This is a genomic window from Micromonospora sp. MP36, assembly GCF_008119785.1.
Lineage (GTDB): Bacteria > Actinomycetota > Actinomycetes > Mycobacteriales > Micromonosporaceae > Micromonospora.
In genome coordinates this window covers 1-12,641 of the sequence record NZ_VSFA01000157.1, presented here as the reverse complement: position 1 = coordinate 12,641, position 12,641 = coordinate 1, and the positions used below count along the sequence as shown (strand labels likewise).

The 12,641-nt window shown below is 70.1% G+C and carries 13 protein-coding genes and 1 pseudogene; 6 read left to right on the top strand and 8 right to left on the bottom strand.

The window, feature by feature from the left end; all coding sequences use genetic code 11:
• Positions 1–177 precede the first annotated feature (177 nt).
• The 3 genes from FXF52_RS38385 to FXF52_RS38375 all read right to left on the bottom strand — a co-directional run bounded on the left by FXF52_RS38385 (position 178) and on the right by FXF52_RS38375 (position 2,481).
• A complete protein-coding gene (locus tag FXF52_RS38385; RefSeq protein ID WP_148804576.1) occupies positions 178–735 on the bottom strand; it encodes a DinB family protein in 558 nt (185 codons plus the stop codon).
• Between the two features lie 81 nt (positions 736–816).
• The gene (locus tag FXF52_RS38380) at positions 817–1,290 is read right to left on the bottom strand and encodes a hypothetical protein (protein ID WP_148804575.1); all 474 of its coding nucleotides are present in this window, start codon (positions 1,288–1,290) and stop codon (positions 817–819) included.
• A gap of 93 nt (positions 1,291–1,383) precedes the next feature.
• Positions 1,384–2,481 (bottom strand): AI-2E family transporter, encoded by a 1,098-nt coding sequence (locus FXF52_RS38375; protein WP_187413965.1) that lies wholly within the window; start codon positions 2,479–2,481, stop codon positions 1,384–1,386.
• Between the two features lie 546 nt (positions 2,482–3,027).
• Between FXF52_RS38375 and FXF52_RS38370 the strand changes: the two genes are divergently transcribed.
• Positions 3,028–4,209: an endonuclease gene (locus tag FXF52_RS38370; RefSeq protein ID WP_148804573.1), complete on the top strand. Its 1,182-nt coding sequence runs from the start codon at positions 3,028–3,030 to the stop codon at positions 4,207–4,209.
• Positions 4,210–4,282: 73 nt separating this feature from the next.
• Here the strand turns inward: FXF52_RS38370 and FXF52_RS38365 are convergent, their stop codons facing one another.
• The 3 genes from FXF52_RS38365 to FXF52_RS38355 are packed head-to-tail and all read right to left on the bottom strand — an operon-like array spanning position 4,283 to position 7,050.
• Positions 4,283–4,945 carry a response regulator transcription factor gene (locus FXF52_RS38365; protein WP_148804572.1) on the bottom strand — a complete coding sequence of 221 codons (663 nt, stop codon included), beginning with the start codon at positions 4,943–4,945 and terminating at the stop codon, positions 4,283–4,285.
• Positions 4,942–6,135, bottom strand: a complete 1,194-nt coding sequence (locus tag FXF52_RS38360) for a sensor histidine kinase (protein ID WP_148804571.1) — start codon at positions 6,133–6,135, stop codon at positions 4,942–4,944. The genes FXF52_RS38365 and FXF52_RS38360 overlap by 4 nt, the downstream gene beginning before the upstream one ends.
• A 9-nt stretch (positions 6,136–6,144) precedes the next feature.
• Positions 6,145–7,050 carry a hypothetical protein gene (locus FXF52_RS38355; protein WP_148804570.1) on the bottom strand — a complete coding sequence of 302 codons (906 nt, stop codon included), beginning with the start codon at positions 7,048–7,050 and terminating at the stop codon, positions 6,145–6,147.
• A gap of 366 nt (positions 7,051–7,416) precedes the next feature.
• Between FXF52_RS38355 and FXF52_RS38350 the strand changes: the two genes are divergently transcribed.
• Both FXF52_RS38350 and FXF52_RS38345 read left to right on the top strand, forming a co-directional pair.
• Positions 7,417–7,875, top strand: coding sequence for an aldehyde dehydrogenase family protein (locus FXF52_RS38350; protein ID WP_222870911.1), 459 nt, complete (start codon positions 7,417–7,419; stop codon positions 7,873–7,875).
• Positions 7,876–8,029: 154 nt separating this feature from the next.
• On the top strand, positions 8,030–8,458 hold the full coding sequence (locus FXF52_RS38345) for an ASCH domain-containing protein (protein ID WP_148804568.1): 429 nt from the start codon (positions 8,030–8,032) through the stop codon (positions 8,456–8,458).
• A 139-nt stretch (positions 8,459–8,597) separates the two neighbouring features.
• Here FXF52_RS38345 and FXF52_RS38340 read toward each other — a convergent pair whose 3' ends face one another.
• Complete coding sequence (locus FXF52_RS38340; protein WP_187413964.1) at positions 8,598–9,665, bottom strand: HAMP domain-containing sensor histidine kinase; 1,068 nt, start codon at positions 9,663–9,665, stop codon at positions 8,598–8,600.
• Positions 9,652–10,311 carry a response regulator transcription factor gene (locus FXF52_RS38335; protein WP_148804566.1) on the bottom strand — a complete coding sequence of 220 codons (660 nt, stop codon included), beginning with the start codon at positions 10,309–10,311 and terminating at the stop codon, positions 9,652–9,654. Before FXF52_RS38335 ends, FXF52_RS38340 begins: the two co-directional genes overlap by 14 nt.
• 88 nt (positions 10,312–10,399) lie before the next feature.
• On the opposite strand from FXF52_RS38335, the gene FXF52_RS38330 reads away from it, so the two are divergent.
• The 3 genes and pseudogenes from FXF52_RS38330 to FXF52_RS38320 form a co-directional block, all read left to right on the top strand.
• A complete protein-coding gene (locus FXF52_RS38330; RefSeq protein WP_148804565.1) occupies positions 10,400–11,122 on the top strand; it encodes an ABC transporter ATP-binding protein in 723 nt (240 codons plus the stop codon).
• A gap of 40 nt (positions 11,123–11,162) precedes the next feature.
• Positions 11,163–12,206: an ABC transporter permease gene (locus FXF52_RS38325; RefSeq protein WP_148804564.1), complete on the top strand. Its 1,044-nt coding sequence runs from the start codon at positions 11,163–11,165 to the stop codon at positions 12,204–12,206.
• A 204-nt stretch (positions 12,207–12,410) separates the two neighbouring features.
• Positions 12,411–12,641: pseudogene (locus FXF52_RS38320) on the top strand (VanZ family protein); the annotation flags it as partial.

Here is a 12,641-nt window from a genome sequence, read left to right as displayed (position 1 = left end):
CTAGGTGCTAACGGGTGCGCGGTCCGCATCTGGTCCGCAAGAGGTCCACGGACAACCGGGGGAGTGGTGAGAGATGTGCTTGCATCGCTCGGCGGGCTTGTTTGGCTCACGCGTGCGGAACTACGCCGACGGGACACGCGCAGCAGCCGGGCCGAATGGTCACAACGATGGGCTCGCCTAGACGGTGAAATCCGCGGGCGCGCCCTCACCGACGAGACCATCTACTGCTTCACGGAGGATGTCGGCGTGGCCGGTGTGGCGCGCGTACTCCTCAACCATGTCCAACAGCATGGCGCGGACAGTGGGCGTGCGACCGTCCGGCCAGGTGAAGGATGCCGGTCCGTCCAGCCCGCGCGCCGTGATGACCTCAGCAACAAGCTTGCGCGACCGCTCGACGGCGTCTCGCCACACGGCGTAGAGATCTTCCGGGGAGTCGAGCGCCCCGGTTCGCCACTCCCAGTCAGGATCGGCGTCGAAATCGACCGCCTCCCAGGGGGCCCCGTAATCATGTCCGGCGAGCTTGACAGCCAGCCAGTCTGCCTCGACCAGGGCCATATGTTTAACGAGACCACCGAGCGTCATTGCGCTGGCGGCCGTGGTCGCGCGCAGGCCCTTTTCGTCGAGCCCCGACGTCTTCCAGGCGAAGGTCCGCCGGTTGCGATCGAGGACAGACAGCAGGGACTCGGCCTCGGTGGGCGCTGCCGACGGGGAAGGCGATGGAGCCGTCTCGCTCATGACCAGGCAGCATAGCCAGACTGTGCGCCTATCGCTCACCGCCAAAAGCGGACAACTAGCACGCGCCGTTGACCAGGGGTGTCACGGTCGGTGCTCGGCAGCCTCCGGCCCATGTGTCCCGTCAACTGGAGGCACCGCGTAACGCAGCCGTTCCTCTTCGATCGCCTCGACCACGAGATCCGCGCGGGTGTGCCGACCAAGCCATCGGGCGAGGTTCGACTTCTGGACAGCCCAACCGTGGACCACCTGGCCGTGCCTTTTCTGCACCCCTATGCCCTGATAGCCGGCGTCCACGCGCACGATCGTGTTGAGGTCGATTCGATACGTCCTGAACTTGTTCCGGATCACCAGCTCAGAGTTGGTCAACGTGATCGACGGACGCAATGCGTTCACGTAGACAAAAGCCGCCAAGCCGCCGAGCAGCAGCACAGAAACGACCTTCGAGGCGAGATCGAGCCCGCTGACGACGATGGCCGAGGCAACGATGCCGGCCAGAACCAGAACGAGGATGCCGAAAGCCCGCCCCACTAACGACACCCGCCACGTCTGCTGCACTGCGGCAGGATAAGGCCACTCGCCTGGCTGATCCAGACTCGGCCTGGTGCACCCGGCTGACGCTCGTGGTGACCTGTCACCACCACGAAGGGGCTATGAGTCGGGTAGTGGGCCCCCGGGGCCGTCACCCCCGCCGGCCTTCTTCTCTGACGCGGCGCGGTACGCCCCGGTGGCGTGGTAAACGAACGCGCAGAGGGGGACGGCGATCAGCGCGCCCACCACTCCGGCCAGCACGCCGCCGACACCGATCGCGAGAAGCGTCACCACCGGGTGAAGGCGTACCGCGCGGCGCATGACGACTGGTTGGAGCAGGTGTCCCTCCGCCTGTAGCACGACAACCACGGCGATGGACACGAGAATCGCATCGCCGAGTCCGTTGGTGACGAGCGTGATTAGTGCGGCGAGGCCGCCGCCCACCGCAGCGCCGACGATCGGCACGAACGCGAAGAGGAACACGAGCAGCGTGAGGGACAGCGCAAGCGGTACCCGCAGCGCGAACAGAGAAATCCCGATCCCGATCGCGTCGGTGGCCGCGATTGCCACGATCCCGCGAGCGTACGAGGAAAGGCTACGCCAGCCGGCCCGCCCAGCGAGGTCGATCCGGTGGTGGTCGCCGAGCGGCAGTTGGCGCACCAGCCAACACCACATGCTGGGCCCATCGCGGAGAAGGAAGAACAGCAGGATGATCGACAGGACGATGGCGCCGAGCACCTCGACGGCGCTGGCGGCGCCGGTGAGCGGACTGGGCAACGCGCGCCGAAGCGTGGGAAGCAGTTCCGTCCGGAATCGGTCGATTTGCTGGTCGCTGATCCGCAGCGGCCCGTGGGCGAGAAACTGCCGCAGCCGGACGATGCCGGCCCCAATCTGCGTCCGCAGGCTCCCTTGTTGGGCCGCGATTCCCTGACCGGCGAAGAACAACGCACCAGCCACGGCCACGATGAGACCGAGTACGGCGAGCGCCGCGGCCAGGGTTCGAGGCAACCACCGCCGTTTCAGGTACTCGGTGAGCGGGCCGATGAGTGCGGCCAGCAGCAGAGCGACGATCACCGCGATGGTGACCGGCGCGAGAATGGCCAGCAGCCGGACCGCCAGGTAGGCACCAGCGGCCAACAGCAGCAGGCAGCCGACGATCAGGGCGGCCCGCAGCAGCGGCGCCGGCGGAAGATTTCCCGGACGCGACGGTGGGCTCACCTGTGCGCGGTACCCGCCGCCATCGGGTAGTAAGCCTGCGGGACGGGTTGGCTGGCGAGCCATCCCAACCGTCCGTGCTTCGCCCGCTCACCTGGATGCGAGCGCAAGTCTTCCGGCCGATTGCCGGGCAGCTAGTCGTCGGCGGACCCCGCCGGACAGAGCTGCACTTGACGTCCCAAAAGCGAGCCAGCTCCATTGGTGTGGCGGGCAGTGGGGGGGCGGTTGATGGTCGCCCAGACGGGTATTGCACGAGGTCGTGCACCCGCCGAGTCGCCTGCAGCGCCGGACCGACCGCTGTGCCCGTTCCAGAAGACCAGGCGGCAGAGGCGTTAGGCGGGTGTAGCGGGCTGCCACAGCAACTCGCCCGTGGTCGGATCCTGGCACAGGTGTCGGCGGCCCTCGTGCATCCACCCCCACAGCAAGTCCTTGAAGTCGGTGCTGGCTCTGCGAGACCTTACCGGCGGGTAAGCGGAGGGGCCGGGGAGACCGCGAAGTTGTCCTGCTGATGTTCCGGAGTTGCCCCCGGCCCGGATAGCATCGTCATCCATGGATATTAAGAACGTCATCCGCTCGCGACCCGGGCGGCTGATCGCGGCGTTCGCGCTGGCCGTCATCGTCGTGATCCCCGTGGTGGTGACCGGCTCGGCATCGGCGGCGACCACCCTGACGGTCGCGCAGGCACTGGCCGCCCAGGACGGCAGGACCGCCACCGTGACGGGCTACGTCATCGGCCAGCCGACCTCGTCAACCACGGTGCTCACGTCCAACTACACCGCCGACACGGCGATCGCGATCGCCGACGCGGCCACCGAGACCAGCACCAGTCGGATGCTGTACGTCCAGGTCACCGCCGCCTGGCGGAGCAGCTTCGGGCTGCTCACCAACCCGTCGCTGCGCGGGAAGCAGATCACCGCGACGGGCACGCTCACCGCCTACTTCAGCCACGGTGGCCTGAAGAACCCGACCGCGATGAGCCTGGGCGGCGGCACGAGCCCATCGCCGACCGCCTCTCCCACCCCGACCTCGACCGGCGGCCCGTACGACTCGACCTACTACGCCAGCGCGATAGGCAAGACCGGGACGGCGCTGCGCAACTCGCTGCACACCATCATCAAGGTGCAGACCAGGCTCACGTACGACCAGGTGTGGGAGGCGCTCAAGGACACCGACCAGGACCCGGCCAATTCCGCCAACGTGATCCTGCTCTACACCGGGCGCTCGCAGAGCAAGAGCAGCAACGGGGGCGGCGTGGACGACTGGAACCGGGAGCACGTCTGGGCGAAGTCGCACGGTGACTTCGGAACCGCCGCCGGCCCCGGCACCGACGTGCACCACCTGCGTCCGACGGACGTGTCGGTCAACTCGCTGCGCGGCAACAAGGACTTCGACTCGGGCGGCAGCGCCGTCGCCGAGGCCCCCGGCTGCTACACCGACGCCGACTCGTTCGAACCACGGAACGCGGTGAAGGGCGACGTGGCCCGCATGATCCTGTACATGGCGATCCGGTACGAGGGCGACGACGGCTGGCCGAACCTGGAACCGAACGACTCGGTGAGCAACGGCACCGCACCCTACCTGGGGCGGATTTCGAAGCTGCTGGCCTGGAACGAGCTGGACCCGCCGGACGCCTTCGAGCAGCGGCGCAACCAGCGTATCTACGAGCGCTGGCAGGGCAACCGCAACCCGTTCATCGACCACCCTGAGTGGGCGAAGGCCATCTGGGGCTGACCGCCGATCGCTGGCGCGGGTCACGCGTCGGCGATCGGATCGCTCCATCGATCCTGAGGCGCCAGCGGCCGGGTCACGCGTCGGGGTGGACGAGCCGGTGCTCGTATGCCCAGATGACCAGGTGCACCCGGTCGCGCAGGCCGAGCTTGGCCAGGACCCGACTCACGTGGATCTTCACTGTCCCCGCACTCAGGAACAGCCGGGCCGCGATCTCGGCGTTCGAGGATCCTCGCGCGACGTGGAGCAACACTTCACGCTCCCGCGGGGTGAGCGTCCCCGCCAGGTCCGGCCCGCCCGGCGAGGCGGGTAGGTGCACGCTGACGCGGTCGAGCAACCGCCGGGTGGTCGAGGGCGCGATGACCGCGTCTCCGTTGTGGACCGCGCGGATGCCGGCGAGCATCTCGTCCGCCGGGGCATCCTTGAGCAGGAAACCGCTGGCGCCCGCGCGCAGCGCCGCGAAGGCGTACTCGTCCAGGTCGAACGTGGTGAGGACGATGACCTTGGGCTTCGGCCCGGGACCGGCGAGGAGTTGACGGGTTGCGGCCACGCCGTCGACGCGGGGCATCCGGACGTCCATCAGCACGATGTCGGCGGCGGTGACGGCGAGCGCCTGGAGCGCGTGCGCCCCGTCGGCTGCCTGGCCGACCACGGTCATGTCGTCCTGCGCGTCGATCATCATCGCTGCGCCGGCGCGTACGAGGTCCTGGTCGTCGACGAGGAACACCCGGATGGTCATGCGGCTGCCTCGTCCGCCGGCACCGCGTACGGCAGTCGGGCGGTCACCAGGAAGCCGCCGTCAGCCGGACCCGCCGACAGTGACCCCCCTGCCGCGGCGATCCGTTCCCGCATCCCGATCAGGCCGTGGCCGGTCCCGGCCGGAGCGCCGTCCCGGTTGCCCCGGTCGCGGACCGTCACGCAGAGGCCGTCGACGGCCCAACTCACGGTAACCACCGCCCGGCCGTCCGGGCCGGCGTGTTTGACGGTGTTGGTGAGCGCCTCCTGCACGGTACGGAAGATCGCCAGTTCGGCGCCGGGGGTGACGGGCCGCGCGGTGCCGTGTTCGTGGTGGCTGACCGGCAGGCCCGCGGCCCCTACGCGGTCAAGAAGCTGTGGCAGATCCCGCAGCCCCGGCTGGGGCTCTCGGCTTTCGCTTTCCTGCTCGGCGGACCTCAGTACGCCGAGCAGCCCGCGCATGTCCGTCAGGGCGAGCCGGCCTGCGTTCTCGATGGTCGCCAGTATCTCCGCCGCCCGTTCTGGCTGACTGCGGACCAGGAACTGTCCGCCCTTCGCCTGACTCAGGATAACGGAAAGTGAGTGCGCGACGACGTCGTGCATGTCCCGGGCGATCCGGTTCCGCTCCTCGATGACCGCCCGTCGGGCGCGCTCTTCCTGTTCGGCTGCGGCCTGCCGAGCCCGCTCCTCGAGCAACGCGAGGTAGGCCAGTTGGGTGCGGCGGTAAAGGCCGAGGAGCCACGCCGCGACCACGACCGCGACCAACAAGCCGCATACCAGGAACGGGTTCGGCCGGAGCCCGGCGGCCGTCACGCTGGGATCGTTGACGAGGCGCAGAGTGGCCAGAACCGCGGCGACGGCCGCCACGGCCAGGCCCGCCGCGGCAAAGCGTCGACTCGCGTAAACCGCCATGGAGTAGATGGCGAACGGGAAGACCAGCACCGAGGGCATGATCAGGAACAGCCCGCTGACGGCGGCCTGCACCGCCAACGCGACACACACCACAGCGAATGCGGCGCGCGGCGCCGCCCGCCGGGCCAGCAGCGCCGCGTGCGCGCCCAGCACCCCCAACCCGAGCGGTACGGCCGGGCCGACCGGCAGCGACACGAACGCCATGAGCAGCGACGAGGCCGCAACCGGGAGGCCGACCAGCACCGACAGCAGCGGAGCCCCTCGCCCCGTCCAGCGCGCCATGCCCCCAGCCTAGGCAGCCGTCGACAGGGGCGCGGACGGCGCGGGTCTCCGCTGGGCGCGTCGCTGGTATCCGAGCGTGGCGGCGCCGAAAGCGAGACCGAGCAGCAGCCAAGTTCCGTACACGAAGGCCACGATCCACCCGCCGCCGGTGAGCCGTACCGGGCCGTTGACCACGCCCGTCGCCTGCGCCAGGGTGCCGAGCCCGGCCAGTGCCCCCATGCTGAGCAGCACACCGGTCGCGGTCCAGCCGGCGGCAAGCAGCATCCAGCGGGGCAGGAACCGACCCCACGGCCGCACCAGCGCGAGGGCGATCCCGCCGGCTACCCCGAAGACGACCAGCTCCATGACGGGGAAGCCCTCGAGAGAGGCCGGGCCGACCGCCCGCCGCGCCAGCTCGCCACCCATCGCCCAGTAGACCTTCAGCGCCGGGTACGGCAGGACCAGTGCGGCTGCCGCATAGCCGGGCCAGACCTTGGGGGCGCGGTCTGCACCGGTGGCCCTGGCATGGCGGAGGGCGGCTGCGGCCAGGAGCGCCCCGGCCGCGAGCGCCGCGGCGCGGGCCATGAACCCCGGCCAGTCGACGACCGGTGGCAGCCCTGGCACACCGAGTACCGCCAGCGCCCGCAGCGCGTCGAAGACAATGCCGCCGGCGGACCAGATCAGCAGGACGAGCGCGGACCACGCGGTGGCCAGCACCGCCAGACGTGGTATCCGGACCGGACCGGGCCGCCGCCGCATGGCCAGCGCGGCACCGACGCCGAACAGGGCGCCGACCGCGGGAACCCACCAGGGGGCGAATCCCTTCGTGTAGCCGTCCGCTGCGGGCAGGGCGGCCCGAGTGAGTGCGATCGCCAGGGCGGCGACGCAGGCGAGGCCAGCAGCGTCAGGCAGGCGGGGGCGGGCGTACGTGGGCATGGCAGCTCCGTCGGGTCGTCGAAACGGTCGGTTCCGACGATCGCCCACCAGCGGTCGAGTCGACATCTGTCGCGGAGCCAGGACATGTATGTCGCTGGTGATACGGCAGGTCCCCGCTCGTCCACGCCCCGCCCGGCTCAGGGCCCCGCAGTCAGAGCAGGTGGCGCGACGGCCGCGACGATCAGGCCCCAGGGCGGTTAGCCGTCAAGACTGGCGTTGATCGCCTGCAGGGCCTGGTTTCGTGCGGCGATGACGTGTGCGTAGGCGGTCTGGCCGGCGTGCTCCGGGACCATGTGGTCGGAGATTTGTTCGTGGAGTCGGTTGGCCCAGTTGTTGTTCGCGATTCTGGCTATGGCGTCGTGGAGGATGGCCCGCGGCGACCTCCGCGACACCATTCAACGACAGGTCGACGAATCCCTCGCCGCCGGCGCCACCCTGCTCACCGGAGGACGACCGCTTCCCGGCAGCGGATACTTCTTCCAGCCCACCATCCTCGGGAACGCCGCGCCCGGCATGGCCGCCTTCGACGAGGAAACCTTCGGCCCGGTCGCCGCCGTCGCGATCGCCACCGACGAGGCCGACGCCGTCCGGCTGGCCAACGCCACGCCCTACGGGCTGGGCCTGAGCGTGTGGACCGCCGACCCGCAACACGGCACCGCCTTCGCCCGACAGGTCACCACCGGTGCGGCCTTCATCAACGCCGTTGTCGCCTCCGACGCGCGGCTACCCTTCGGCGGAACCAAACGCAGCGGATACGGACGGGAACTCGCCGCCGTCGGCCTACGCGAGTTCGTCAACACCCGCACCTACTGGGCGGCGAGATGACCCGCCAGGTGTTCCCGCAGGCGATGTGTGAACGTGATCCGGCGGATCCGCAGCCGTTCGGCGGCCGCATGCCTTCGGCCCACGCGTTCCGCGAGCATGCGCCCCTCATAAATTGGGTGGCGTGGGCGCAGGGAGGCGAGCAGGCTTCAGGCCCATGACGAGCAGCGACGCCGCCGATCTGCCCATGTTCGAGTTCGCCTTCCCTGGTCCGCTGCGCGACAAGCTGGTCGCTGCCGTGCTCGACGGGACCAAGATCGCCACTACCGGGCTGCTGCAGGACTACGAAATCGATGACGAACCACTACCGGTCGTGGGTGCCCGAGCCGCCGTGGTCGACTCTGCCGGTCGCCGGGTCGCGGTGATCGAAGTGACCGAGGTGCGGGTCGCTCGACTCGGTGACGTCAACCTCGAACACGCCCGGGACGAGGGCGAGGGGGACGACTCGGTTGCCGCCTGGCGAGCCGGGCACGAGGAGTACTGGCACGGAGCGGACTACCGTGGCTGGCTCGGCAACCCGGACTTCACCGTGGACGATGACACGCAAGTCGTGCTGGAACGGTTCCGCCTCGTCACGGCGCTCTGACACCACGCGATCATCCCGCGCTGATGCGACCGCCGTTCCCGGGCGCCGGTCCATCCCAAGATCAGACTGGGCAAACGCACTGGTCGCGAGCACGAGGCTCGTGCCGGGGGCGTTCCGCACATCGGCTGGACGAGCGCTGTCAGGCGGCGGCGAAGCCTACCGTGATGGTAAGACCGCCCTCCGGGTTCGGCACCACCCGCAGGTCCGCCCCGTGGCTGTCCACGATTGCACGCACGATCGCCAACCCCAGCCCTCTACTCCCGGTGTGCATCCGCGGCGCGGCGAGGCGCTGGAACGGCTGCAGGATCCGGTCGATCGCGTCCTCCGGCACAACGGGTCCCGTGTTGCTGATCGCGAGTACCGCCCGCGTCCCATCACAGCGCGTCTCGACATCGACCCGCCCGCCGTCAAGGTTGTAGTGGATCGCGTTGTCCAGCAGGTTGCCGATCAGGCTGGCTAGCAGCGTCGGATCGGAGCGTGCCACGACGGCCCGCTGAATGTCGGCGCGAATGGTGGGGCCCGCGGCCGCGGACCCGCGTACCGTCACCGCCTCGGCGGCGAGTGTGGCCAGGTCGACCGGTTGGGCGGCCCCCGAGCCCTGCTGGCCCTGCGCAAGCGCCAGCAGGGCAGTGACCAGCCGCTCCTGTTGGTTCCCGATGCGCAGCAGTTCCTCGCACAGGGCGCGGAACGACGTCGCGTCGGCGTCCGGATCGGCGAGCGTGACCTGGATCAGCGTCCGGTGAACGGTCAGCGGGGTCCGCAGTTCGTGCGAGGCGTCGGCGACGAAGCGGCGTTGTGCGGCGTATGCGGCGTCGAGCCGGGTGTAGAGCCCGGCCAGCGTGGCGGACAGGTCGGCGAACTCCTCGTACCGGCCAAGTTCGCCGTGTTCGGGTAACCGGTCCGCGGTGGCGCCCTCGGCTGCGGAAGTGAGCTCCCGGAGCGGTCGCACCGCCCGCCCGGCGAGCGCCCACCCGATCGGAGCTGCCACGAGCGCTACCACGAGCAACCCCACGGCGACAGCCACCAGCACCGGGCCGGTGTTGCTCACCGTGCCTCCGCCAGCTGCGGCACCGACCGCTTGGGTGGACCGGCCGGTCCACGTGCCGAGGCCGACGACGGCCACTGGTACGGCGCCCAGGACGACCGCCGTCGTGGCGTACAGCAGCGCGAGCCGGGTACGCAGGCGCGGCCGTTCAGTCGCCGGCACGGTACCCGCCCTCGCGGACCGTCGTGATGATCGGCGGCTCACCGAGCTTGGCCCGGAGCCGGCCGAGCGTGGTCTTGACCGTGGTGGTGAACGGGTTGGCGGCCTCGTCCCAGACGTGGTCGAGCAGCTCCTCGGCGGACACCACCTGGCCGGGGCGAGCCAGCAGGTGCGCCAGCACCGCGAACTCCTTTGGGCTGAGGGCCACCGGCCGACCCGCACGGGTGACGGTCCGGCGGGCCGGGTCCAGTTCCACGTCGGCGAAGCGCAGCACCGGTGGCACGGGCGGGCCGGATCGGCGGCCGAGCGCCCGGACCCGGGCGACCAGTTCAGGGAAGTCGAACGGCTTGGTCAGGTAGTCGTCGGCACCGAGATCGAGACCGTGTACCCGCTCGGCGAGCGTGGCCGCGGCGGTGAGCATGAGGACTCTGGCGGGCAGGCCGCGTTCGCCGACGCGCCGGCACACGTCGTCGCCGGGGACGGTCGGCAGGTCGCGGTCGAGCACCACCACGTCGTACGGCGCGAGGTCCAGGCGTTCCAGTGCCTGGCCTCCGTCGGTGACGACGTCCACGGCCATTCCTTCGCGACGCAGCCCGGCGCCGATCGTCCGGGCGAGCAGCTCGTGATCCTCGACGACTAGCACCCGCATGGGTCGAGCATGCCAGCCGACTGGTGACAGTACGGTGACGGCCGCTTGTGACCGGGCTGTCACCGGTGCCGGCGTAGAAATTGGCGGCATGATCCTGGAGACCGAACAGCTTGCCAAGAGGTACCGGCGACGGTGGGCGTTACGCGACTGCACGCTGGCCGTGCCTGAGGGCGCGATCGTCGGCCTGGTCGGACCGAACGGCGCCGGCAAAACGACCCTGCTGCAGTTGATCGTGGGCCTGCTATCGCCGACGGCGGGTGCCGTCCGGGTGCTCGGTGGCACCCCTGACGCGGCGATGCGGTCCGGTCGGGTCGGGTTCGTCGCGCAGGACGCCCCGACGTACGCCGGCCTGACCGTCGCCGACCACCTGAGTCTGGGTGCGGGGCTCAACTCGCATCGCTGGGACGCAGCCGCGGCGAAGGAGCGGGTGGAACGGTTGGGACTGCCGCCCCGGCAGAAAGCCGGCCGTCTCTCCGGCGGTCAGCGCGCCCAGCTGGCGCTCACGCTCGCCCTGTCGAAAAGCCCCGACCTGTTGGTCCTCGATGAACCGGTGGCCAGCCTTGATCCGCTCGCGCGCCGCGCGTTCCTGGACGAGACGGTGGCGGCCGCGACGGCCACCGGCACCGCGGTGGTGCTCTCCACGCACCTGGTCGCCGATCTGGCCCACACCTGTACCCACGTGGTGGTCGTTGCCGGGGGTCGGATCCGGCTCGCCGCCGCGATCGCGGGACTGTGCGCCACCCCCGCTGAGCTGGAGCGCGTGGTCCTTGACGAGCTCGGCCGGGCGACCGACGAAGGGTCCTCCCAATGAATCGGTTGCTCACCATCGCCACGATTACCTGGGAGGTCGCATGATCTGGCTCGCGCTCCGCCAGTTCCGGACCTCGGCCTGGACTGCCGTGGTCGGACTCGTCGCGGTCGCCTCAGTGGTCGTGGCGACCCGGCCGCATCTCGCCGACGCCGCCGCAGCCGCGCAGCACGCCTGCGGATCGGACGCCCACTGCCCCGCCCTCACCGCGTTCGCACTCGACAACACGGCCGCGCGAACCGTCTTCGGTCTCGTCGTGACCGTGGCACCCGCGCTGATCGGCGCGTTCTGGGGTGCGCCGATGATCGCCGGGGAGTTCGAAGCCGGGACCCATCGACTGGTCTGGGCGCAGAGCATCAGCCGGAGCCGCTGGCTGGCGGTGAAGCTGGTGGTCGCCGGCACCGCGACCGTTGTGGCGACCGCACTGCTCAGCGCACTCGTCACGTGGTGGGCCGCACCGCTGGACCACGCGGCGGCGGCCGTCTACGGCACATTCGACCAGCGCGACATCGTGCCGATCGGGTACGCGCTGTTCGCTTTCGCGTTCGGCGTGACCGCGGGTCTGGTCACTCGCCGGACGCTGCCGGCCATGGCTCTTACCCTGGCCGGTCTGCTGACAGTCCGGATCCTGGTGACCGAGTGGATCCGGCCGCTCGTGTTCGCCCCGCGCGTGGTGTCCATGCCGCTCGACCCCGACACGACCGGGTACGGCTCGGGCGGGAACATCCTGTTTGGCGTCGGACCGAGCACGTTGCAACCGACCACGCCGGACATCCCGAACGCCTGGATCCAGTCCGTCCGCATCGTCGACGCCGCCGGAGAGCCGCTCACCGATCAGGTGCTGCGAGCGACCTGCCCGACGCTCGGCCAGGGGCCGGGAGGTCCGGCGGGCCCGGCTCCGGAAGCCGTCCGGCAGCGGATGCACGACTGCGTAGCGCGGATCGGCGAGGACTACCACCAGGTCGTCACCTATCAACCCGGCGACCGCTACTGGATGTTCCAGTGGTGGGAGTTGGCACTGTTCGGGTTCGTCACGGCGCTTCTCTGCGGGTACGCGTACTACCGCCTCCGTCGTTTCCGGGGCTGATCGACGGACCGATGCCGGGCCGGGCAAATGCCCGACCCGGCACGCCCCTTGGCCAAAGCGAAGATCAAAAACGAGGCTGGCCAGCCGGCTGCGGGCCCCGGTCGCGGCAGAGGTGCCAGGCGACGATGCCGGGGATCTCGTGTATCGCGGACGTATCCAAAATTGCATACGCCACCGCAACGGCCCTCCGTTTCCAATGGGAGCATGAACCACAGCGCGTCTCCGTCAGCACCGCCCCGCCGCACGCGCAGGATCGTGCTCGTCAGCCTGGCGATCGTCGGCCTGGCGAGCGCGGCGTTCGTCGTGCGGCGGCCGCTCATGATGTCCGCTCCGAGGTGCCTTGCCGGGCGGTGGCACGGCTGCTTCGATACGTTCAACGGGGTGCTGCTCATGATGCTGGTCGCCCTGCCGTTGGCCGCTCTGGTGGTGTGGGCC